General features: G+C 32.2%; 19 protein-coding genes and 1 pseudogene. 7 read left to right on the top strand and 13 right to left on the bottom strand.

All coding sequences use genetic code 11. From position 1 onward, the window contains the following. The 4 genes from CVD18_RS15810 to CVD18_RS15795 form a co-directional block, all read right to left on the bottom strand. Positions 1-273 (bottom strand): transposase (locus CVD18_RS15810; RefSeq protein ID WP_146052807.1); only part of this gene is annotated, 273 nt, incomplete at its 3' end. A 33-nt stretch (positions 274-306) separates the two neighbouring features. Next, positions 307-1,068, bottom strand: coding sequence for a hypothetical protein (locus tag CVD18_RS15805; RefSeq protein WP_146052806.1), 762 nt, complete (start codon positions 1,066-1,068; stop codon positions 307-309). Continuing rightward, entirely contained in the window at positions 1,055-1,441 is a 387-nt protein-coding gene (locus CVD18_RS15800; protein WP_103866403.1) for a hypothetical protein, read from the bottom strand. The genes CVD18_RS15805 and CVD18_RS15800 overlap by 14 nt, the downstream gene beginning before the upstream one ends. A gap of 132 nt (positions 1,442-1,573) precedes the next feature. Further along, a complete protein-coding gene (locus tag CVD18_RS15795; RefSeq protein ID WP_158250474.1) occupies positions 1,574-3,073 on the bottom strand; it encodes a T9SS type B sorting domain-containing protein in 1,500 nt (499 codons plus the stop codon). 266 nt (positions 3,074-3,339) lie between these two features. On the opposite strand from CVD18_RS15795, the gene folE reads away from it, so the two are divergent. From folE to lgt, 4 genes are all read left to right on the top strand, one after another. Beyond that, entirely contained in the window at positions 3,340-4,017 is a 678-nt protein-coding gene (gene folE, locus CVD18_RS15790; protein ID WP_103866401.1) for a GTP cyclohydrolase I FolE, read from the top strand. 37 nt (positions 4,018-4,054) lie between these two features. After that, a complete protein-coding gene (gene cysS / locus CVD18_RS15785; RefSeq protein ID WP_103866400.1) occupies positions 4,055-5,551 on the top strand; it encodes a cysteine--tRNA ligase in 1,497 nt (498 codons plus the stop codon). A 24-nt stretch (positions 5,552-5,575) separates the two neighbouring features. Then, positions 5,576-5,824 carry a membrane protein insertion efficiency factor YidD gene (gene yidD / locus CVD18_RS15780; protein WP_103866405.1) on the top strand — a complete coding sequence of 83 codons (249 nt, stop codon included), beginning with the start codon at positions 5,576-5,578 and terminating at the stop codon, positions 5,822-5,824. Positions 5,825-5,955: 131 nt separating this feature from the next. Further along, positions 5,956-6,885: a prolipoprotein diacylglyceryl transferase gene (lgt, locus tag CVD18_RS15775; RefSeq protein ID WP_103866399.1), complete on the top strand. Its 930-nt coding sequence runs from the start codon at positions 5,956-5,958 to the stop codon at positions 6,883-6,885. Between the two features lie 265 nt (positions 6,886-7,150). Here the strand turns inward: lgt and CVD18_RS15770 are convergent, their stop codons facing one another. The 4 genes and pseudogenes from CVD18_RS15770 to tnpA form a co-directional block, all read right to left on the bottom strand. Continuing rightward, complete coding sequence (locus CVD18_RS15770; RefSeq protein WP_103866398.1) at positions 7,151-8,152, bottom strand: DUF3078 domain-containing protein; 1,002 nt, start codon at positions 8,150-8,152, stop codon at positions 7,151-7,153. 157 nt (positions 8,153-8,309) lie between these two features. After that, positions 8,310-8,984, bottom strand: a complete 675-nt coding sequence (locus CVD18_RS15765) for a carbonic anhydrase family protein (RefSeq protein WP_103866397.1) — start codon at positions 8,982-8,984, stop codon at positions 8,310-8,312. A 23-nt stretch (positions 8,985-9,007) separates the two neighbouring features. After that, positions 9,008-10,591 (bottom strand): SulP family inorganic anion transporter, encoded by a 1,584-nt coding sequence (locus tag CVD18_RS15760; RefSeq protein ID WP_103866396.1) that lies wholly within the window; start codon positions 10,589-10,591, stop codon positions 9,008-9,010. Positions 10,592-11,561: 970 nt separating this feature from the next. Beyond that, positions 11,562-11,971, bottom strand: a pseudogene (gene tnpA / locus CVD18_RS15755) (IS200/IS605 family transposase). Between the two features lie 689 nt (positions 11,972-12,660). Here tnpA and CVD18_RS15750 point away from each other — a divergent pair. Next, on the top strand, positions 12,661-13,338 hold the full coding sequence (locus CVD18_RS15750) for a response regulator transcription factor (RefSeq protein WP_103866395.1): 678 nt from the start codon (positions 12,661-12,663) through the stop codon (positions 13,336-13,338). After that, on the top strand, positions 13,335-14,615 hold the full coding sequence (locus CVD18_RS15745) for a HAMP domain-containing sensor histidine kinase (RefSeq protein ID WP_103866394.1): 1,281 nt from the start codon (positions 13,335-13,337) through the stop codon (positions 14,613-14,615). The genes CVD18_RS15750 and CVD18_RS15745 overlap by 4 nt, the downstream gene beginning before the upstream one ends. A 108-nt stretch (positions 14,616-14,723) precedes the next feature. Here CVD18_RS15745 and prfA read toward each other — a convergent pair whose 3' ends face one another. The 5 genes from prfA to CVD18_RS15720 all read right to left on the bottom strand — a co-directional run bounded on the left by prfA (position 14,724) and on the right by CVD18_RS15720 (position 22,463). Beyond that, complete coding sequence (gene prfA, locus CVD18_RS15740) at positions 14,724-15,800, bottom strand: peptide chain release factor 1 (protein WP_103866393.1); 1,077 nt, start codon at positions 15,798-15,800, stop codon at positions 14,724-14,726. A 174-nt stretch (positions 15,801-15,974) separates the two neighbouring features. After that, on the bottom strand, positions 15,975-17,867 hold the full coding sequence (locus CVD18_RS15735) for a hypothetical protein (protein WP_103866392.1): 1,893 nt from the start codon (positions 17,865-17,867) through the stop codon (positions 15,975-15,977). A 217-nt stretch (positions 17,868-18,084) separates the two neighbouring features. After that, positions 18,085-19,644 carry a peptide MFS transporter gene (locus tag CVD18_RS15730; protein WP_103866391.1) on the bottom strand — a complete coding sequence of 520 codons (1,560 nt, stop codon included), beginning with the start codon at positions 19,642-19,644 and terminating at the stop codon, positions 18,085-18,087. A gap of 137 nt (positions 19,645-19,781) precedes the next feature. Beyond that, complete coding sequence (locus CVD18_RS15725; protein WP_103866390.1) at positions 19,782-20,891, bottom strand: hypothetical protein; 1,110 nt, start codon at positions 20,889-20,891, stop codon at positions 19,782-19,784. A 549-nt stretch (positions 20,892-21,440) separates the two neighbouring features. Further along, a complete protein-coding gene (locus CVD18_RS15720; protein WP_103866389.1) occupies positions 21,441-22,463 on the bottom strand; it encodes a hypothetical protein in 1,023 nt (340 codons plus the stop codon). Positions 22,464-22,629: 166 nt separating this feature from the next. Between CVD18_RS15720 and CVD18_RS15715 the strand changes: the two genes are divergently transcribed. Beyond that, positions 22,630-23,055: a peptide-methionine (S)-S-oxide reductase gene (locus CVD18_RS15715; RefSeq protein WP_103866388.1), complete on the top strand. Its 426-nt coding sequence runs from the start codon at positions 22,630-22,632 to the stop codon at positions 23,053-23,055. The last annotated feature ends 165 nt before the right edge of the window (positions 23,056-23,220 follow it).

Below are 23,220 nucleotides of genomic sequence, written 5' to 3'. Positions count from 1 at the left end.
GGAGAAAATGTGAACGGCCTTTTTTAAGATTTCCAGTTCTAATTGAGCATCTTTAAGGGCTTTACGTAACTCCTTTACTTCCTGATTATCTATTTGTGAAGGCGATTTAGAAGCCTTTTTAGAAACTCCATCTTCACTATCTAACTTACGCCAACGATAAATCCTATCAACTTTAACCCCTAATTCATTGGCTAATTCTTTTATGTTTTCTCGCTGATAGCTTAATTGAACAGCTTCTGATTTAAATTCTTTACTATAAAATCGTTTTTTCATTTTTCTAAGATATTTATTTAAACATAAACCGTCTTAAATATCTGTCCGAATAAAGGTAGCAACTCCACAATCTAAAGCTGTATTCATTATCGAAGCGTATATGCTTTGTGGATTATTTGTATTCTTAAAACTCGAAATCTCAGATTCTGGAACAGATTTCCCTATATTATAATCTGCCTCATTAGCATAATACACGATCTTATAATTAGGATTGGAGGTTTCTGGAATATGTACATCATTTTTTGTTAAATCAAAAAAAGAAATATCTTGATTCATCACAGAAGATGCACATTCTACAAGATCAGGAACGCTTGGATTTACCAAAGACTTATCTACAAACCTAATCTCAATCTCATCCGTTACCACATCTCCTTCTGTATCTTCTACCGATATTTGATACCTGCCAGAGGCAGTAACATTCAAAAAAGGAGTAATCTCTCCTATCAGTGTATCATATACTGATGTGGATTCATTAAAAACTGCCCACTCATAACTTACAGCACCATCAGTCGTACCATTGAGCGCTACCGTTTCTCCTTCACAAACTATCTGATTAGGTCCCAACAACACTTCCAAGATTGAGCAATCTGTAACTCCTATTCCTCCTGTTTTCTGAAAATTAATAAAACCTGGCATTTGCGAAAAATTAGTTATCAGTACTAAATAATACTCACCTGCTTCTGCATTGGGTATTGTCATAAACTCAGTATAAGAAGAACTATAGCTACAACTTATTGTATTACTAAACGTGAGGTCTGAAGCGTAGGGCGTAACAGGGTTATCAAAGGGGATCATAGCATATAAAATCTACATCTAACTGGGTTCCTGTTCCATCCTCATTCTGTGTTTGTAAAATAGTAAACTCCATTGTTCCTGAGTTTTTTATTCTCAAACAATACCAAGCGGGAAAAGGTTGCGATATTAAACAACCATAATCAGGTCCTGATTCTGCTTCTACAGTACAATCAGAATTCAAACTATTGCAATTAGGAAAAACAATACCTGCAACACTACAGAAAGGATCTGCACCAGTATCTCCTATAGGATCAAAACAAACTGAACCCTGGCTTATGGCAGAGTATGTTCCTAAAAAAACAATTAAAAATACTAATAAACGAAGTTCGTGGATACCTGTTTTTAATTCTGACTCGTAAAATATAAATTTCATTATCAAAACAATTAAAAAAGGAATAAAAAGACCATAAATTGGTCTAGTAAATTTAGTAAATCCTTTATATAAAAAAAACCTTTTAATTGATTAAAAGGTTTTTTTTATATTTCTATTAATAGAGGGAGAATGCTAACGGATTAGCGAAAAATTACCTGCAAAAACTCTTCTTCGCATATTTGGATCTCTAGGCTCATTAAACTCTACTCTAAACCAATAATCAGAAGAAGGCATGTTTCTTCCATTATAAGTACCATCCCATCCTGGTCCTCCTGCTCTTAATTGTTTAAGAAGTTTACCATATCTATCAAAAATATAGATCAAAGCATCGGGCTGTCCTTCTATATTTACAAGACTCCAGGTATCGTGAAAACCATCTCCATTTGGTGTAAAGTATTTAGGATACCCTAAGATCATAATTACCTCTGTTCTTTGTTCGCTATCTGGGCAATTTGCATATCTAGCAGTAACAAAATAATCTCCAGGAGGTACATCTGTGAATACTGCTGAGGACTGAAAAGGTCTATATTCTAAAAAGCCATTACCTATATCTCTATCTAGTCTATATTCAAAATCATTAAAGCCTGCAGCTACAACTGCAGGGGTAGCTTCTACAACTGCTGTTATAGTATAACTTCCTGCAAAAGATTCTTCTGCAATAGAGTACCCTACTGATACTACAGAAGAGGACACATCCAAAATCACTAAATCATCAGGAGATTCAGGCACTTCTGCTCCTGTAGTGTCAAAACCACTTAATCTATACACTCCTTCTGTATTAGCTTCCAGAAAAGGAAACATACCTTCAGGATCAGGAATATCAACAAAATTAGTTGTTCCAACCTCTGCTCTTGCCCATCTAAAAGATACCGCACCTAGCATACCAGGTGGATCCCCAGGAAATCGCCCTTCTATAGTAACAGGAAAATCACCACAAGTAGCTATATCTCTACCAACACCTGGCTCGAGTATACTACAATCAGTAGTTCCTGCTCCTGGTTCATCCAAATTTGTTTGTTGCAATTGTATAACACCAGATTCATTAGCAAAATTGGTAATTAAAATCATATAATACTCACCTGATTGCGCTTCAGGTATAGTTAATGTCTCAATAAAAATATCATCATCTGGAGTCCTAGCATAACTACAATCTATAATATTTGTATTATCCTGATTTTCTATATAATATAATGGATCATCTACATTGTTCACACATTCCGCTGGGCGTATATTATCACCATCTCCATTATTATCACATCCTTGGGATAAAACATCACAATTCAAAAACGAAGTAGTAAAAGGCCCCCAAGCAACAAAATCTACATCTAATTGTCTTTCTCCTCTATCCAGACGACTATCTTCATTACCATCCACCCATTGCTGAATATCAAAAACCAAACGTCCTGGTTGATCTATACGAATAAAGTACCAAGCTGGATTTGGGGTTGTATTGAGGCACCCTATTTCACCTAATCCATCCATATCACCAATCGTATTAGGGAAAGTCAATTCCTGAGAAGCATCAGAACAAAAAGGGCGGGCAATTCTACATGCTACATCAAAATCCTGAGCACACAGAATGGTGCTTTTTAAAATAAAAAGCAGTAAAATTTTAGGTACTATTTTTGCCATTCTCATAACATTTAAACTTTATTTTCTATTTGTTATAGTTCAATTTGGGACTTAAATATACATAACTTCTATAATAAACCTAATATCGGTAATTGTTTAACATAGCTTTTACTGAGTGAATCAACAAAATTGTATCTTTGCAGACTTATAATCTGAATGGTATCTATGTAATTACCATTTACATTACAAAAACAATAAAATAAGAAATGATATAATATAACTTCTTATTTTAGTAAAGTTTTGACTAAATAATAAAATTTTGAAGTGTGAAAATAGATAAGGCCCTTGAAGCAATTGAAGCGTTAGGTGATAATCATATAGCTACTAGCGCTACTACTCCTCTTAGAGAAGATGCCTTTAAACTTAGTGATGCAGAAAAAATTGCTTTGATTAAAGAAGATGTAAAACATATTATGGAAACCTTAGGATTAGATTTGAGTGATGATAGTCTTAGTGGAACCCCTCAACGTGTTGCAAAAATGTTTGTAAATGAGATTTTTTCAGGGCTTCACCCTGATAAAAAACCAAAAGCTTCTACATTCAAAAACCATTATAAATATGGAGAAATGTTGGTAGAAAAAAACATTACTGTATATTCAACCTGTGAGCATCATTTACTACCTATTGTTGGTCGAGCTCATGTAGCCTATATTTCTAATGGTACTGTTGTGGGGTTATCAAAAATGAACCGTATCGTAGACTATTATGCAAAGCGCCCACAGGTACAAGAACGTTTGACAATGCAAATTGTTCAAGACCTACAGTCTGTACTTGGTACAAAAGACGTGGCCTGTGTAATAGATGCCAAACACCTATGCGTAAACTCAAGAGGAATACGAGACATAGAAAGTAGTACTGTTACTAGTGAATTTGGTGGTAAATTTAAAGAAGAATCTGTAAAAAGAGAATTCTTGGATTACATCAAACTAAACACTACTTTTTAATTTTTTTCAATAAATTTTATAAGCATCAATTTATATTATGGCAGCAACTTCGTTGTATTCAAATCAGGAATTAAAGATTTACAATTCTATTTCAGGGCAAAAAGAAACATTCACTCCTATTACAGAAGGTAATATTGGTATGTATGTATGTGGCCCTACAGTATATAGTAATGTACATTTAGGAAACTGCCGTACTTTTATTTCTTTTGACCTAGTCTTTAGGTATTTAAAACATCTAGAATATAAAGTTCGTTATGTAAGAAATATTACCGATGCTGGACATCTTGAAAATGATGCTGACGAAGGAGAAGACAAAGTGGCAAAGAAAGCACGATTGGAGCAATTAGAGCCTATGGAAATTGTGCAACGATATACATTGGATTTTCATCATGTAATGTCAAAATTTAATACTATTCCACCTAGTATTGAACCTACTGCAACTGGTCATATTGTAGAGCAAATTGAAATCATTAAAACAATCATTGATAATGGTTTTGCGTATGAATCTAATGGTTCTGTATATTTTGATGTAGAAAAATTTAATAAAACCAATCATTACGGAAAATTAAGCGGAAGAAATCTCGAAGATATGATTGCAAATACTCGAGAGTTATCTGCACAAAGTGATAAGAAAATCCCTCAAGACTTTGCCCTTTGGAAAAAAGCAGAACCTCAACACATTATGAGGTGGCCTTCTCCATGGAGTGATGGTTTCCCAGGTTGGCATCTGGAATGTACAGTAATGAGTACTAAGTATCTAGGAGAACGTTTTGATATTCACGGTGGAGGAATGGATTTAAAATTCCCTCACCATGAGTGTGAAATTGCACAAGGAGAAGCTGCATGTGGGCATACACCAGTAAATTACTGGATGCACGCCAATATGCTTACCCTTAACGGTAAAAAAATGTCTAAATCAACAGGAAATACAATATCACCAGGAGAATTATTCTCTGGAAATAATGATTTTCTAGACAAATCTTTTGATCCGACAATCGTACGGTTTTTTATGCTTCAAGCACATTACAGAAGTATTTTAGATTTCTCTAATGATGCTTTGGAGGCTTCAGAAAAAGGTTTTTACAGACTAATAGACGCTATACAATCTTTAAATAATTTATCCATTAGTTCAGACACTAATGGATTTAACATTCAGCCTTGGAGACAAGAATGTTATGATGCAATGAATGATGATTTTAATAGCCCTATTTTGATTGCTAAATTATTTGATGCTGTTAAGTTTATCAATACTGTTAAAGAACAAAAAAATACAATCTCTACTTCTGATCTAGAGCTACTAAAACAAACAATGCACGGTTTTGTTTTTGATGTTCTTGGATTAGTTAATATAAACGAAAGCTCTTCTGATATCAGCGATAAGCTTACTGGTACTGTTGAGTTATTAATTAATTTACGAGCAGAAGCAAGAGCGAACAAAGATTTTGCTACAAGTGATAAAATTAGAGATCAATTATTAGAAATGGGGATTCAACTTAAAGATGGTAGAGATGGAACAAGTTTTTCATTAAACTAAATTATTTTGGGTTTAAAAATAAATATAAAACAAATTCTGATATTCCCTTTTGTCATCTTGGTAAAGTTATATCAGAATTTTATTTCTCCTTTGACTCCTGCTACATGTAGGTACCAACCTACATGTTCTCATTATACTATTGAAGCATTACAAAAGCATGGGATATTAAAAGGAGGATGGCTTTCTATAAAGCGTATTTTTAGTTGTCATCCCTGGGGAGGGAGTGGTTATGATCCTGTACCCGAAATTGATAATGAATCTATAAAAAAATAAATCAACAGGTGATTTTATAGCCATACCATTAATGACACATATGTTTTGTTTGCTATTTGATTACCTATACAACAATTCAAGTTTGCTTTATAAATAGCTATATTTAACTTTCAAAAAAATAAAACTCATACATGATACTATCTAAAATTATATGGAACCCAGTTGAAGGAATCGACCTTGGCTTTTTTGTTATTCGTTTCTATAGCCTAATGTTTGTTATTGCTTTTTCTCTAGGATGGTATTTAATGAAAAAAATCTATATCCGAGAAAATATTTCTATGGAGAAGCTAGATTCTATTTTTATCTATGCAGTTATCGCTACTTTACTAGGTGCTCGACTAGGACATGTTTTCTTTTATGATTGGGGGTATTATAAAAACAATCTGTTAGAAATTCTTTTACCGTTTAGATTCAAGCTAGAGTTTGAGTTTATTGGATTTCAAGGACTAGCAAGTCATGGGGCTGCAATAGGAATTATTATTGCTATGTATTACTACTCAAAAAATGTAATCAAAAAACATATATTATGGGTATTAGATAGAATTGTTATCCCTGTATCTTTTGGAGGCATATTTGTTCGTCTTGGTAATTTTTTTAATTCTGAAATCATTGGTGAGGAATCAGTAGATTCTCTTTTCGGTGTAAAATTTGTTCGAGAAGCTATCAGTAAATCTCAAGCTGTAAAAGAAACAGGAATAAAACATGTAAATAATGCATACGCTGCTATTGTTGAGAATCCAAAATTTTCTGGTTTATTAGATGCTGTTCCTTATAGACATCCTGCTCAATTGTATGAGGCTTTCGGGTATATTTTTGTGGCTATCATTTTATGGTTTATTTACTGGAAAACTAATAAAAGAAATCAAAGAGGTTTTCTTTTTGGAGTATTCCTTATTTTATTATGGACCGTGAGATTTCTTGTAGAATTTGTTAAGAAAAGTCAAGGTGGGTTTGAGGATTCACTTGGTGAATCTTTATCTACAGGACAATGGTTGAGTGTACCATTTATCATTGCGGGTGTTTATTTTATAATACGATCAAAAAATAAAATATCTGAATAAAGAAAAGTAGACCTTACAGCATCAAAAGCTGTAAGGTCTTTTAAAAAGGTAACACTTTATTAATTAGAGCATTTTTTTGTACCGTATTTGTTACTTACCAATTCTATTAATAAAACTGTTATTGTTCTAAAAGTGAATCATGATTTGGTTTGATACGGATAGCGCTTTTATTATTCAATAAGTCCCCAAATACAACTTATAAGGATAAAAAAACACTACTACCTCAACGATGATTACTCTAGTATTAATATAATTACCTTTTTTTTTAAAATTCATAATTAACACCTAAACCAAACCCTTCTCTTATCTGAAGACCACCAATAGCATCATCATCGTAAATCGATTCAAACACAAAACTGGTTGAAAGATGTTTACCAATCATCATCATCAAACTCATATTGTAGTTTACATCTACATTCTGTGGGGCTTCTAGGTAATTAGAATATAACTCTATAGAGTTTGATACTGAAAGATCTTTCATAATTTCGAATTTAGAGAAAAAACGTAGTGTCGCTCCAAACTCAAAAAGCGAAGCTTTATTTGCTTCTACACCAAAATACTTGTGATGCTCATAATGCTCCATTGCCTCTTCATCATGCAAATCTACTCTTGTAAAATCTTTATCTACAATAGTTAATCTTCCTGCTGCTGGAGAAATATTTAAAAAAAAGTGTTCGCTTTTTTTCCATAACATCCCTGGGCCAACCTTTATATCAGCAGGAGATAAGATATGAGATGTTTCTATTTTGTATTCATCTCCAAATTCATCTTCTTTATATTTATACCCTTTATCGAATTGGGTTTTAAAATTAAAAAACATTGAATAGTATACTGATGTCAATTCCTTAATTCGTAATCCTAATAAAGAGTTGACTTCTAATTTATCGTTGGTTTTATGAATGATCCTTCCATCTCTACTATCTCTTGCTATACCATAATCTGCCAGAATTTCATTATCAAAGATTAATTTTTCTTTTTTATAATTAAAAACAGATAATATGGTTACTCCTCCTGAAATATCAGAAGTCCCCCCTCCAACCCATTTATCATTAAATGTTGCTTGTCCAAACATTGGATTAATACCCCCTTCTAGCGCCCAACCTTCTTCATGCCCTTCACTTTTTTTCCCTTCTACATCGTGACTTTTTTTACTATTTGTATAATGATTGCCCGATTCGTTGGAAGCTTGATAACGCGCTTCATAGTCTTGAGCATTCAAAACAGCAACCACCAAAAAGGTTGTTGCTATTAAAAATATATTTTTCATTTTATTGGTTTTAATTCGTTTTAGCTATTCATCCTTATGACTGGCTTACATTCATTTCTTATATGAATTAAGTTTTAACCTTTTCATTTTGAATGACATGGTTGGTGATACACAATATTTATCAGCGAAGACATTAATCACCAACCCGCCATCTCCATTAAATAACTACTCCTTTTGTGACAACTTCGTTAAATGGTATGGTAAAAGCATCTGAATTTGATTCAAAAAAATCTACCTTACCTGTAGACACACTATATATTGCTCCTACGATTTGAATTTCTCCAAGTTTTTCCATCTGAAACAATATTTCACTTTCCTCCCGTATCCTATCAATAGATAACCTCACATTTTTGACAGCCACTTCCTCCATCGCTTTTTCATCCATTTCTTTTTGACTCTCTTCTACTTCCTTTACCGCAGGCTTAATTTTGGATAATAAGGATGTAATATTACCAAGTTCTACCTTATTACAAGCAGCTTTTACCGCTCCACACTTTGTATGTCCAAGAACTACGACGATCTTTGACCCTGCAACTTTACATGCATATTCCACAGATCCTAATACATCCTTATTAACAATATTACCAGCTACTCGCACGCTAAAAACATCTCCTATACCTAAATCAAAAACTAGTTCTACAGGAACACGCGAATCAATACAACTAAGTACCGCTGCAAAAGGGTATTGCCCCATACTAGTTTCTATTACCTGAGATTTAAGGTTTCTTTGTGCTTTAAGGTTTTGTTCAAACCTTCTATTACCTTCTTTTAAAATCCTATAAGCATCTGAGGGGGTAAGCTTATCCTGTATTTGTTTGGTTTGTGTGATCATAATTTATATTTGTTTTTACTGGGTTAGACAGGAACTAATTCTTCTTTTCTATTCTTTTGTTTTTTCTTTTCTATAGGACAATGCAAATGCACATCTACCAATGACACTTTAATATTTTTTTCTTTTGCGTTCATTTCGAAATTTTGTATCATCTCTACTACATCTGGATGTACAAAACATGAGTTCATTGCACATATTTCTACATCTGCATTTTCAGGAATTTCCATCAATGATTTTTGAATTGAAGCTTTATTTAGAAAAGTTACATCTTCAGACAATTCTATTTTTATATTGCTTTCTTTCACCACATTATTATCGGCTTTTTGTCTGAATGGAACTTTGTAGTTGTTTCTCAATATTGTAAAAATCGAAACCAGCATTCCCATAGCAATTCCCATTAGTAAATCGGTAGTCAGAATACCTACAATCGTAACTATAAATGGAATAAATTGTTCTGGCCCTTGCTTATACATTTTCTTGAATAGTGCAGGTTTTGCTAGCTTATAGCCTACAGTAAGCAGTATGGCTGCCAATGTTGCAAGAGGAATTAGATTAAGTATATTTGGAATCAAAATTACACTCACCAATAATAATATCCCATGAAAAACTGCAGAGGTTTTTGTTTTCCCTCCTGATTGGTTATTAACTGAACTTCTTACAATTACTTGTGTCACTGGTAATCCACCAATCAACCCTGATAAGATATTTCCAATACCTTGTGCTTTGAGTTCTCTATTGGTAGGTGTTGTTCTTTTAAGCTTATCTAGCTTATCTATGGCTTCTACACTAAGTAGCGTTTCCATACTCCCTACAACAGCTATTATTATAGCTGTGGTATATACATGTGGATTAGTTAATATAGAAAAATTGGGAACTGCAAAATTATTCATAAACGAATCTAAGCTATCAGCTATTGGCAAAGAAACCATATGTTTATTCGCTATACTTAATGCAGGTATTTCTGCAAACACACCACTGAGAAGCATTCCTGCCATTACAGCGACCAAAGGCCCTGGCACTAACGCTATAAATTTTAGTTTCTTAACAAATTTTGATTGCCAAATGAGGAGGATAAAAAGGGAAAAAGCTGTAATTAGCAATACCCCAGGGCTTATATAATTTATTCTTTTTGAAGCTTCTGCAAAAGATTCAAAAAAAGCAGCACCTCCTTCTGGTGCTGTATATCCAAAAACATTAGGGATTTGTTTCATGATTATTACCAGTCCGATTCCAGAAAGCATTCCATGTATCACAGAAGAAGGGAAATAATATGCAATCCCTCCTGCTTTGAGATATCCCATTATAACTTGCATAATCCCTGATAGTACAACTGCTACTAGAAAAAACTCATATCCTCCCAGATCAGTAATTGCATTTAACACTATTACTGCCAATCCAGCAGCAGGGCCACTAACTCCAAGAGGGGACCCACTAAGCGATCCTACTACGATCCCTCCTATTATACCTCCAATTATGCCTGAAAAAAGTGGAGCTCCAGAGGCCAAAGCTATCCCTAAACAAAGGGGCATAGCTACCAAAAACACCACAATACTCGAGGGTATATCGTATTTTAGGTTTTTTATGAAACTTAAATCATTTGAATTCATTTTATTTTATTTTGAGATTAATTTACATTGTCAGCCACCGTATAATCATACCTCTTACGGGTATCTATACAGTATCTTGAACAATTAAGTATGCTTGAATTAGTTTTCTTGGATATTACAGATCAGTAAGACATTGTATTATAAAACCAGTAAGGCAATAAGAGTCAACTACTGACATAGTGTTCTCATCTAGCTTTATTACCAAAAAGTTAGGTAAAATGCTATCAAAATATCCAATTAGAAAAATAAATTGATTTGTGTTATGTGTAATAACTGTTCATTATTGTAGGTAATTCATGAACATATTATTTGTTGTAGTTTATATAAAAACAGTAAGCAAAAAGTATTCGTGCACGAATACCTTTTGCTCTTTGAGCAAATCATGTACTATCTTTAACTCTAAGATTGGGGATGATCTTAGACCTAATGTCCTTATACTTAATTTGACTTTTAATTCGTTTAATTTTAAAAAGAGTAATCATTGTTCTAGGGTTTAATGGTTAATGTTTGTGTGAAAAAATTTATTAATACATCTTGTTGGTTAAACAATTTATAGTAGGTATTTGGCCTTATATCTACCATAAAACTATATTAATGTTGGTTTAATTATTTTTCGCAAAAATTCTCATAATAATTGTTTTACGTCTCACTACCGTTTGGCAGTACATTTTAGTTGGTTATACTATATATCATCACTTTTCTAAACTCATAGAATACATCATATTTATTCAAATAATTATTTCTAAGGTTTATAATTTATGGTGTGAAAGTAGAATAGGAATCTGTAGAAAATCTGTGGCGAGGAGTAAAAAACAATTTACAAGCAAGTAAAGCACTAAAAAACAAATCATTAGATTATTTAAAAAATATTTTAATCAGTTCTATCTAAGCTTCTAGAGTTCTCAAGTAAAGAACCACCGTTAAAAACGGTGGCTTTGGTTTTCAGATTAGACCCAAAGAGTCATAACACTCATTTCGAATCATGATGTTCTTGATATTTTACATAGCGTCTTATCATAGCCTCATCCAATCCTACTGTACTTACAAAATAACCTCTTGACCAAAAATGATTGCCCCAATAAGGTTTCTGTTTTAAATTTGGATATGTTTTGAAAAGCTTGATTGCCATCTTCCCCTTCAATATCCCCATATACTCGGATATGGAACCTTTGGAGGAATCAAACAGATCAAATGAATCTGGTCTTTTTGAACATTCAACTCAATTACTTGAACTTCTTTCCATGAACTGATTAATTGCAAATCATGTTCTACCAAAGATTTTACCATTCCTTCAAGTATCTGAAAACGATACTTGGGTGTGAAAACAATATGATAGTCACATTTGTAATATACATGTGTTAATTTTCTATATTTACTCATCTTAAAAAGTTTTAGATGGGCAAACCTAAAAAATGGCACAGCCTTTAAAACACGACCACCATCAAAGACGGTGGTTTTTCAATCAGAAATAAAAAAACACAACCTATACTTACACAAATCAACATAATGAGCTTATTCTATCCTTATCGAGAAGGTTTCTTTTTATCACACCTATCTTATAACACAAGAGGTTCTTAAAAAAACACTATTTAAACTGATCCCTCAACTCTATTATGTCTTAATTTTCGACACTTCAGGTCAAAAATTATTTTTTAATACTTTCGAATAAATAATAATTTTAAGTCTCACATAATAATTATCTGTTTTTCTTGTTATTATAGGTTAATCAACCATATATCAACACTTTGATGAATTCGTGTACTAAAAAAAAGATTTCACACTTTTCTATTTTTTTAGTTTAAACCCATAAAATAATCATATTAAAGGATTAAATCTATCTTTTTGAAACTATACAAAAAGTTAGATTTAGTTATGAAACCCCTAGAGATTAATATAATTCAACTCTTTCATTACCGTGAGTATTACATTGTCATAAAGGATTTTCTTATCCATCCATTTTCATAAAGTTATATTCTAAATGATCATTGATTATACTCAGATACTAAATATCGTAGGGTATAAAAAACAACGACTAACTCACTTATATTGAATTTTTAAATTAAAAACTTATGAAAGTCCTAATTATTGAAGATGAACCGATGTTAGCGGACTCTATGCTACAATACCTAAAAGAAGAAGGGTATCAATGTGAATGGGTAAATAATCTAGCCAATGCCAAAGAAAAAAGCTGGAACTATGAATATGATTGCCTTATCGTAGACATCAATCTTCCTGATGGAAGTGGTCTTGACGTGATTGAACAGATTAAAGAAATGAAGTCTAAACTTGGGATCATTATTGTATCTGCTAGTAATGCAGTTGATATAAAGATTAAAGGTTTAGATCTGGGAGCTGATGACTATATTACCAAACCTTTTGATCTTACCGAATTAAATGCCAGAATCAAAGCTATCATTAGAAGAAAAAACTTTGATTCGCAGAACAGTATTACATTTAATGAAATCGAAATATCTCCTTATGAAAAACAAGTAAAAGTAAATCATGTACCTCTTAGACTAACTAGAAAAGAATACGATCTTATGCTATATTTTATGTCAAATATTGGCCGAATTATTCCAAAGGGGTCGATTGCAGAACACCTTTGGGGGGATGAAATGGATATGGCTGATTCTTTTGATTTTATTTATTCACACCTAAAAAATCTTCGGAAAAAAATTAAAGAACAGAATGGTAATGATTACATCCAAACTGTCTACGGAGTAGGTTATAAATTTTCTGATCAATGAAATTACTAATCTTATCAAATCGTTATTATTTTGTAGGGCTTCTTGTTGTTTCTCTATTAGGAGGAATATCTTCTTATTTTTTGATAGAATCCATAATTAATCGTGATTTTAATCAAAAACTACTTGCAGAAAAAGAACAATTAATTTATGAACTTCACGAATATGATGATCTTCTTGACAATTTATATTTGAATATTGGTGATCGTATTTCTCTACAAAAACAACTATATGATCCCAAAATAAAAACATACATAAAGGATACGATATTATTTAATTTTTATGACCAAAAGGAGCAAAGTTTTCGGCAAATCACATTTTCTGATCAGGTAAAAGGGGATTATTATAAAATTACAATTTCTAAGTCCTTATTATCTTCAAGAGACCTTGTACAGGGAGTAACAGAAATTGTATCATTGATAACCTTCCTTTTTTTTATAACCATGCTTTTACTAAACAATGCGATATCAAAAAAAATATGGAAACCTTTTTATCATACTATTGCTATTATAAAAAATCTAAATATTGTAAAACCTCAACCTTTATTATTTCGCAAAACTAAAATTATTGAATTCAAAGAATTAAATTCTACTATAGAAATTATGTCGATTCAAATGGTAAAGGACTATATAAACCTAAAAGAATATATAGAAAACACTTCTCATGAGATTCAAACACCGATTGCAATTATAAAAAATAAAATCGAAATTCTAATGCAGGATAAGAATTTACTAGAAAATCAATTGACCACATTAAATCAAATTCATGAATATGCTGGAAGAATTTCTAAGCTTAAGGAGAATCTTTCTTTATTATCAAAAATAGATAACAATCAATTCATTAACACTATTGAAATCCCTATAACCGATTACCTAAAACAAAGAATTGATGATGTAAAAGAATTGATTATTATAAAAAATATCAATACTACACTACATCTTAAAAAAAAACCTGTAATAAAGATGAATGAAACCTTGGCCTATTTACTATTTAGCAATTTACTCAGTAATGCTATAAAACACAATACGAATAAAGGTAAAATAGTTATAGAAATTGCCGATGATTTTTTATCTATCAAAAACACAGGAGAACCTTTGGATGTAAACCCTGATGAGTTATTTGGCAGATTTAAAAAATCAGGTAATAGACCTGACTCTACGGGTCTAGGTTTATCTCTTGTACACAGTATTGCTTCTTACTATAATTTCTCGATTAGTTATACGAATAAAAACATATGGCATACGATCGTACTTAGATTTTACTCTAACAGCTATAGTTAGAAACATGTATAAATATACTGCTTACTCAACAACAATTGAAGTAACAGTTGATTTTGAAAAAGGTCTTAAAAACAAAAATCCGATACGTAGATGTATCGGTTTTTTTATTTAAAATATTTCGTTGGATTCTTTTAGTTTCTCTGTATTGGCCACCAATTGAAGTTCGTCTATTATTTTCTGGATATCTCCATCAATAATATTACCCAAATCATATAATGTCAAACCAATACGGTGATCGGTTACACGACCTTGTGGGTAATTATATGTTCTAATTTTTGCAGATCGATCTCCAGAAGATACCATACTCTTACGTTTCTCAGAATCTGCTGCTTGTTTCTTTTCTAGTTCTATATCATATAATCGAGAACGCAATACTTTTAATGCTTTTTCAAGATTTTTATGTGATGATTTTTGATCTTGACAGCTTACAATCATCCCTGTTGGTTCATGATGTAATTTAATAGCAGAGTATGTTGTATTCACAGATTGTCCTCCAGGTCCTGTAGAGGTTGTTCTTTCTATTCTCACTTCTGTCATATCCAATTCTACATCAAACTCTTCTGCTTCTGGTAATACCATTACTGTTGCTGCACTGGTATGCACACGGCCTTGTGTTTCTGTTTGAGGAACACGTTGCACTCGGTGCACACCTGCTTCAAATTTTAAAATACCATATACATCTTCGCCATTTACTTCAAAAATAATCTCTTTATATCCTCCACTCGTACCTTCATTAAGATCAACAACACTTGTACTCCATCCTCTACCCTCACAATATTTGGTATACATTCTGAATAAATCTCCTGCAAAAATACTTGCTTCATCTCCTCCTGTTCCTGCACGAATTTCTACCACACAGTTTTTAGCATCCTCAGGATCCTTTGGCACTAGCATGAATCGAACTTTTTCTTCTAGACTAGGCAACTCTTCTTTAGCTTCTTCCAACTGCATTTTTGCCATCTCTACCATTTCAGCGTCACTGCCATCTGCAATAATCTCTTCTGCCTCTTTTAGATTATTGGTAAGCTCTATATAAATATCACGCACATCCATCAGTGCTTTAAGATCTTTATATTCTTTATTAAGTTGTATATATTTTTTTTGATCTGCAATGATATCTGGTTGAATGATTAAATCAGTCACCTCGTCAAATCTTTGCTTTACAATATTTAATTTATCAATCATAGTAAGTATTTCCTATCTGTAGAAGATACAAAAGTACGCTTTTTTACCCAAAACCCATACTCACATTAATTATCTATCATTCATATCTTTACCATAAATCATTTTTTTCATAATAAACAAAAGCCTTTTGGATGTATTTTCCAAAAGGCTTTTTATTTAATGATTTATATTCTTTTATCGTTGTACTGTAAGTGTAAAGTATATTTCATACTCTACTCCATTATCTTCTACGAGCACATACCCTGTGCGATTACTAAGAACTTGAAAATAACCACTTATTTCTCCTGTTAAAACTGAGGTTGGATAGGTAAAAAAGCTTCCTATCTCTTGCTTCGGACTAGACCCTAATAAAACTATTTTTTTGATCGTATAGTTTGCTATATTCTCATTAAAAGCAACCCTAACTTGTCTTGGAAATACTGCACTAGTATCACTGTATAGTGTTGCTTCTGAAACATTCAAAGTAGGATGCTGATTTGGAGGAAGTTTAACAGTTACATCTACTCCTGTATCTATCCAACCAAAAGCTTCTACATTTCCTTTATAGCGTATACGGTACGTTCCTGGCTTGATACTTCTATGAATACCAAATCGCATTTCTGTAGTATTTACATACTTTGTATAAGAAGTAGTTGTATTAAAAACTACATCTCCTCTTCCATTTATTAATTCTATTTGAACTCTAGAAAAAGAAATATAATCAAAATACAAATTCTGACCTGTCAATGTTATCGATGTACTATTAACAAATAATTCACTCCCTCTAATCCCTGTTACAACAGGTGCTTCTCCTTTTGTGATTGTAATTGAATTTCCTTCATTATTAAGAAAATCATAAACTGTCTTTACTCCATCTAATTCGATTACAAATTCATGTCCTGTACCAGCAATTGCAATATCAGTCATCAAATCTGGCATTTGCAAAGAAAAACTATCTGAATTATTACTCATTGTTTTTCTTATTAGTGGATAATCTACCCCATTTTTTCTAAGATAAAAATTATGGTCAACAAATCTTAATTTATCAATGATAGCTGATACCGAGAATATTTGATCTGGCACCAATAGCTCTCTAACTGGATTACTTGCTCCTAATGCGAATACAGAGTTTACTTGTCTAAATTTTGGAGTTCCTTTATCTAAAACAAAATTACTACTTACATCAAAATTATCATGTTCTATAAACACCTCTGCTTTATAATAATCATTAATATATTCATCAGGAAGTTGAACAGTTATCGTCTTTTGATCAACATCTATAGAATTAACCAACAATTCATAAGAACGTTCATCATTTTTGATATTAACTTTGATACTATCTTTATGAGGATTAATTTCATTTACATTAAAAGTAACAAGAGCTCCTTTTTCTTTACCACTAAACGTATCCTCTATATCTGATGGCAAACTCAATTGAGGCAGTACTAGTTCTACAAAAACCAAATATTCTTGTTTAGACCCATCATCTGCTGTAACAGTATATTTAACTGGGTTTGTAAAATCCAATGTTTCTCCTGACGCAGGGATAATAGTTGCTTTATCATCAATAACAATCACAGTTTCTAATGCTTCTATTGGACTTGTATATGGTACATAATGAATGATCGTATCCTGATCTTCTTTTACTTTATTAATTAAATCATATCTAGAACTTCCAGGCGCGAGATTATTAAAAGAATGATAATATATATTTGTGTCAGAATTTTCTTTGGTAATTACAGCGTAATATTCTTTGCTAGTACTATCTTCTGCTGTTACTTCAAAAATAAGAGAATATGTAAAATCTAATGCGATTCCTGATGCTGGATTAATAGTAGCTTTCTCAGAAATCTCTATCACAGGAGTAAGATTGGTAATATCTGTATCTGAAGGAAATTTATAAATAATTGAATCATTCCTTACTATAGCTTTATGCTCCTCTCCTTCAATTACAAATTTAACAGATAAGATTTCTTTTTTGCTGCTTCTTGATTGATTATCAGAACCTCCATTCGGCTGTGCATCATCTCCACTAGAACAAGAAATGATCGTTCCTAACAAAAGGAACATTGCAATTAGTCTTTTCATTTTTTGGGTTTAAATTCGAGCAAAAGTAATAAAAACCAACCAATTACAATTATGCCGTATAAAAAATACACAAAAACCTTACTTTCTGTTTTCATATCCAAAAAAAATCCTGATCCTTACATCAAAAATAAACCTTCAAGAAGCATACCTCTTGAAGGTTCTGATATTCGCAAAACAATATCCGTGTAAGTCCCAAAACAGAATTAGATCACATGAATTAATGCACTCCTACCATTAATTTTTTTATAATTGGTGAGATTAGTATTGCTATTATTCCTATCCATATTGTGATGATTCCAAAATTAGCATATACTGATACATAAGAGTATAACTGCTGAAAAGCTTCTGCATGACTTCCTTCTACTACTGTATTTGACAACCCAGTAATAGCCTCACTTATAATTCCAAAAACACCTTCTGAAAAAGTACTAACTTCTCCTTCTTTTACGGTTGTAAGTTTTGCTATTTTACCCGCAAAGAAATGACCATAGAAATTAGCAGAAAACCAAACCCCCATAATAAACGTAACATATTTTACTGGTGACAATTCTGTGATTTTTGAAAGCCCGATGGGAGATAAAAACAACTCTCCTATGGTTAATATAAAATACCCAACAATCAGATAAAACATAGGAGTTCTTGCATATTGATCTACTTCATTTGCAGACATCCCAAAAACTAAAAATCCTAGCCCCAGAAATAACATTCCCAAGCCAAACTTAACAGCTGAGTTGGGGTTTGCTTTTTTCTTGCTCAAAAATGTCCATAACACTGCAAAAGGAACAGCCAGCAAAACTATCCATATAGAGTTTATACTATTGGTTTGGGCAGCATTGATCCCTATAAGATTTACATTTCTATCTGCAAATAATGTAAGTGAACTACCTGCTTGCTCAAATACAGCCGAAAATAGGGCATACAGTGTGGTAAAGTATACGGCAACCAGTAATCTTTTTCGTTCCTTGATTGATACTTGAATTAAGATATAAGTTATATATCCTATCAAAAATAAAGAAGCTACCCACACCAGATAGTGTTCAAATTCATTAAACCGCACTATTAATGCAAACACAGGAACCGATAGCCATGCAGATAAACTTACCAAATCTCCTTTATTGAGCCCATATATTTTCTTTTGATAACTTTTTAAATCTGGCACCAATCCTTTATTACCAAAAACCTGTAATTGCGTTCCTCTTTTAAATACTAGTAATCCTACCAACATTCCTATACCTGCTAGTAAGAACCCATAATGCCATCCATATACTTCTGCCAGCCAAGCACACATCAAAGGAGCTATTGCTCCTCCTAGATTAATCCCCAAATAGAAAATTGTAAATCCAGAATCTCTTCTTTTATCTCCTTCTTTATACAATGACCCAACCATAGTAGAGATATTAGGTTTAAAAAAACCATTCCCTACAATTATTAATGCCAAGGAACCATAGAAAAATACAGGTGTCTCGATAGTAAGAAAAAAATGTCCTGCTGCCATTAAAATCCCACCTAGGAAAATAGATTTTCTATACCCCATATACTTATCGGCTATAATTCCTCCAATCATAGGTGTCACATAAACCAATGACATATAGGCAGCCATTACACCAAATGATTTATCATCAGAATACAAAAGATGTTTGGTCATATAGAGTACTAAAAGTGCTTTCATCCCATAAAATGAAAAACGCTCCCATAATTCTGCAAAAAATAAATATAGTAATCCTTTTGGGTGTCCAAATAATTCCTGTTGGTTTGTAACAGCTTGATCTGAATTCATGTAATGTGTTTAAATTTATAGTAAACACAAAGCATCAATTCTTTACTTAAAATTAAAAATGAAGTACTAAAAAATACCTATTTATACCAACTTGTGCCTCCCGCACATCTAGTTACAAATAGTTACAAACTCAGTTTTTACGAGGTTTTATTGAATTCCTCTAATAGAATAGGGTCTATGGTAATATTTTCTGGAATAACTCTGAGCCTGTATTTTCCCTGCCCCATAAAGGTGAATAAATCTTTTCTTTCTAGTCGTGATATTGATGGTAATTGAAGTATCGTATTCATATTTTCTATAATACGACTCAGATATGTTTGACTCTTTATCTCTCCGCCCGAGCTCACCAATAGGTACTGTCCTTCTCCCTCCTCACATTTACGTCTAACTGCAAATTTAAGCAAGTTTTTATACTGGGTAGTTTTTGAACCAAAGTCTATGGTTTTATCATAAATTTCTTTTGAAGGAATTGTAATCTTCACTAATGACCAATCCAAAAATTTAATAGTCATCTCACTTGGTCTAGGGGTAAGGGCTAGCTGAATGACCCAACTGGTTGCCAACACCAAGAATATCGAAATAAATGTGGTTTTGGCTATAATCTTTATCAAATTACCATACATCACATCATTCATCACCACAAAAACATCTGGTGTTTGTGATACTAACATGAGTAAAAAGGCTAGTACAGATATTACAGCAACTAGCTTCAATCCACGATTCATAAATGTTTTATAAAAAGATACCATAAACAGGTAGGTTAAAAAACAAGAGAGTATCAAATCAGGTACACTACTTATTCTAATTCCGTTTATCACAGGACTATCCTTATAGTTTTGTATCAAAACAAATGTCATTATAGAGATTACAATAACCAAAACAGTGAGGATAATTGTATTTTTTTTATTCTTATACAAGAATCGAGGTGCAAAATCAAAATAGAATAATGCCAATAGTAAAACCAGCGTATTTATTACTGAAAAAAAGCTATACCCGATATCATAAATAATCATGGTGTCAAAAGCAAAAAGGTGCCCTAGATAAATCCATGTTCCAGAAAACACCCAAATAAAAAGAGAGATACTTAGATATAATAAGCCTTTATCTATCCTTTTTTGTGAATCATCTTCTTCTAAAAATTGCTTGAATCGCTTTCTAATATTATACCATATTGCTAATAATAATATTCCTCCGATCAATGAGATACATATATGTGCAAGACTATAAAATTTGGTAATATCGGACATGAGTTTGTGTCTTATTATATTGGAGCAATTTACATATATCTTCAAAAACAAACACCTTCTTATTTTGAAATCTTCCTGAGCTCTCTACCAAGCCTATATTCTTTTTTTTAGCACGAAACACTTTGATACAATACTCCTTGCACATAAAGTTTGACTCCTTGTAGTAGTTTTTTGTTTCCTTGTATATAAAAACCAATTCCTCGCGCTCTTAATATGTTTCCTCCTTGCAGGGAAGACTCAAAGTAGTATGGGGAGCGATAAAAAAGGTGCTGGGAACACCTGTCTCACCACGGGGAACAATATAAATACTGTGGGGACAGGCAATATAACTACGAGGAAAGGTGAAAAACGTGCGGGGATGCTTCTCCCTCTATATTTATCGTTTTCTGTACACTGTATATATCCCTAATATTTTAAGACCGTAGTGTTCTCCTAAGGTGTTATAAAGTGTAAATATTTAACACAATATAATTCTCTCGTATTCTGTAATGTCAGTCAAAAATTACAATTGAGATATCCCAATTTTATAATCAAGACCTTAAAAAATAATTATTCCTTCCTTACAATATATGTAACCGAGCGATCATAATCATACCTTTCATACTTAACATCAAGCAAATAGGTATTTGTATTTGGGATGTTTCTTGAAGTTATTTTTTGAGCAAGCACATATTCTGCAAAAATTTTGAATTGAGTAGTCTCATTATTTACATTAAATTCATAATATTGATATCCCTTGGGGTAGAACGTTCCAGGTACGAAATGATTCCCCCCAGAACTACCATTTGCAGTTACAGCTTTATCTTTAATAATTAACTCTTTGCCATCACCTATTATAAACCTATCTCTCTGTCTACATTGATCAAATTTATGAAGCAGCTCATAAGGCCTCTTCCTATTTCCAATATTCTCATCCCAAAGAGGAGTAGGTATTTCTTCTATTATAAATTCATTTTGAGGATATGTTAGCAAATACTTACCTCCAATATCTCTAACACACTCTAGATTTGTTAAAACCTGTTTATTAAATTCGTCTGCTGCTTTATGATAACTTATAGAATCTATTTTACGACTTATCTCATAATGCAAACTATCTGGAAACTTATTTAATGCATAGGCTCCTTTTTCTTTAAGCTCCTTCTCTAGGTTATCTTTATATAGTTTACCATGAAATGGATGGGTGGGTATTTTATGTGGTTCAGATTTTAGGTTATTGTATTTAACCACATTTCTATTTTCATCTTCAAGATAAAAGTTCCCATTTTTTGCGATAAAATAATCTCCATGTCTAGGAATAGAATCAATCCTATTTAATTCATTATCCATCTCCATAATATATTGCCCTGTAGCACCATCATCATAAAAAAAATTAACCGCAGCGAATAGTGTAGCGTTATTAGAACTATACATATCATACATTTTCATTTTGAGAGGCTTAATCGTTATTTCAGGGTTTGAACTTTCTGGAAACACCGCCATGTTAGGAAACTTATCATCTTCGGTTTTTGTATACCCGCAACTAATGATACTAGCGGTAATTGCTAAAAAAATGGTGACTATTATTATTCTCATAATTTTTTGTCTTTTATTTATTTTTTCAAATATCTTTTATTTTAATTAATATGAAAATACTAAAACGATTTTCGTACAGAAACAGTTATTATTTAATGACATAGATTATAAATTCGTATAGATCTGGTTGAATAATTACCGAATCATTATGTTAAAATGATGCTATATGGCGATTATGAATATGCAAAAAATAGGTTTTGGTGGTGGATGTCATTGGTGTACTGAAGCTGTTTTTGACTCGCTAAAGGGAGTTGCACAAGTAAAACAGGGGTATATACGAGGTTATAATAAAAATGATTATTTTTCTGAGGCTGTTCTTGTATATTTTGATCCTAAAATCATTCTTCTCAATGATCTTATAGCTATACACCTACACACTCATAACAGCACGTCCAATCATAGTTTTAGAAAAAAATACAGAAGTGCTGTGTATTATCATGATGGATCTGAACATGATCTTATAAAAACCATTCTTAATGGGCTTCAAAAAGAATTCAAGAATCAAATAATCACGCAGCCTATACTTTTTCAGGAATTCACATCTTCTAGGGCTCAGCTTCTTAATTATTATTGGCTATATTCTACTATATGACTGATTCAGTTGTTGTTTTCCAAATTTGCCATGCATTTTGTCCAGCAAGGGCATAGTAGGCAAAGGATTTGAGACGTTGGTTATTCTCTTTTATGCGTTCCAAGACCATAAACCAGTTCATATAATTCTGTAGATATTTAGTTGCCACTCCATTAAATGGTTTCA

Origin of the sequence: Aquimarina sp. I32.4 (assembly GCF_002924285.1) — a bacterium.
In the GTDB taxonomy this organism is placed as follows: Bacteria; Bacteroidota; Bacteroidia; order Flavobacteriales; family Flavobacteriaceae; genus Aquimarina.
This window is presented reverse-complemented; position numbering and strand designations above follow the sequence as displayed.

Excerpts from the sequence above, each read along its gene's own strand:
- CVD18_RS15735 (WP_103866392.1), bottom strand. The coding sequence starts at position 17,867 with ATGAAAAGACTAATTGCAATGTTCCTTTTGTTAGGAACGATCATTTCT.
- CVD18_RS15745 (WP_103866394.1), top strand. The coding sequence starts at position 13,335 with ATGAAATTACTAATCTTATCAAATCGTTATTATTTTGTAGGGCTTCTT.
- cysS (WP_103866400.1), top strand. The coding sequence starts at position 4,055 with ATGGCAGCAACTTCGTTGTATTCAAATCAGGAATTAAAGATTTACAAT.
- CVD18_RS15750 (WP_103866395.1), top strand. The coding sequence starts at position 12,661 with ATGAAAGTCCTAATTATTGAAGATGAACCGATGTTAGCGGACTCTATG.
- prfA (WP_103866393.1), bottom strand. The coding sequence starts at position 15,800 with ATGATTGATAAATTAAATATTGTAAAGCAAAGATTTGACGAGGTGACT.
- CVD18_RS15720 (WP_103866389.1), bottom strand. The coding sequence starts at position 22,463 with ATGAGAATAATAATAGTCACCATTTTTTTAGCAATTACCGCTAGTATC.
- CVD18_RS15760 (WP_103866396.1), bottom strand. The coding sequence starts at position 10,591 with ATGAATTCAAATGATTTAAGTTTCATAAAAAACCTAAAATACGATATA.
- CVD18_RS15805 (WP_146052806.1), bottom strand. The coding sequence starts at position 1,068 with ATGATCCCCTTTGATAACCCTGTTACGCCCTACGCTTCAGACCTCACG.
- CVD18_RS15800 (WP_103866403.1), bottom strand. The coding sequence starts at position 1,441 with ATGAAATTTATATTTTACGAGTCAGAATTAAAAACAGGTATCCACGAA.
- CVD18_RS15715 (WP_103866388.1), top strand. The coding sequence starts at position 22,630 with ATGGCGATTATGAATATGCAAAAAATAGGTTTTGGTGGTGGATGTCAT.
- CVD18_RS15730 (WP_103866391.1), bottom strand. The coding sequence starts at position 19,644 with ATGAATTCAGATCAAGCTGTTACAAACCAACAGGAATTATTTGGACAC.
- lgt (WP_103866399.1), top strand. The coding sequence starts at position 5,956 with ATGATACTATCTAAAATTATATGGAACCCAGTTGAAGGAATCGACCTT.
- CVD18_RS15795 (WP_158250474.1), bottom strand. The coding sequence starts at position 3,073 with ATGGCAAAAATAGTACCTAAAATTTTACTGCTTTTTATTTTAAAAAGC.
- CVD18_RS15770 (WP_103866398.1), bottom strand. The coding sequence starts at position 8,152 with ATGAAAAATATATTTTTAATAGCAACAACCTTTTTGGTGGTTGCTGTT.
- CVD18_RS15765 (WP_103866397.1), bottom strand. The coding sequence starts at position 8,984 with ATGATCACACAAACCAAACAAATACAGGATAAGCTTACCCCCTCAGAT.
- CVD18_RS15725 (WP_103866390.1), bottom strand. The coding sequence starts at position 20,891 with ATGTCCGATATTACCAAATTTTATAGTCTTGCACATATATGTATCTCA.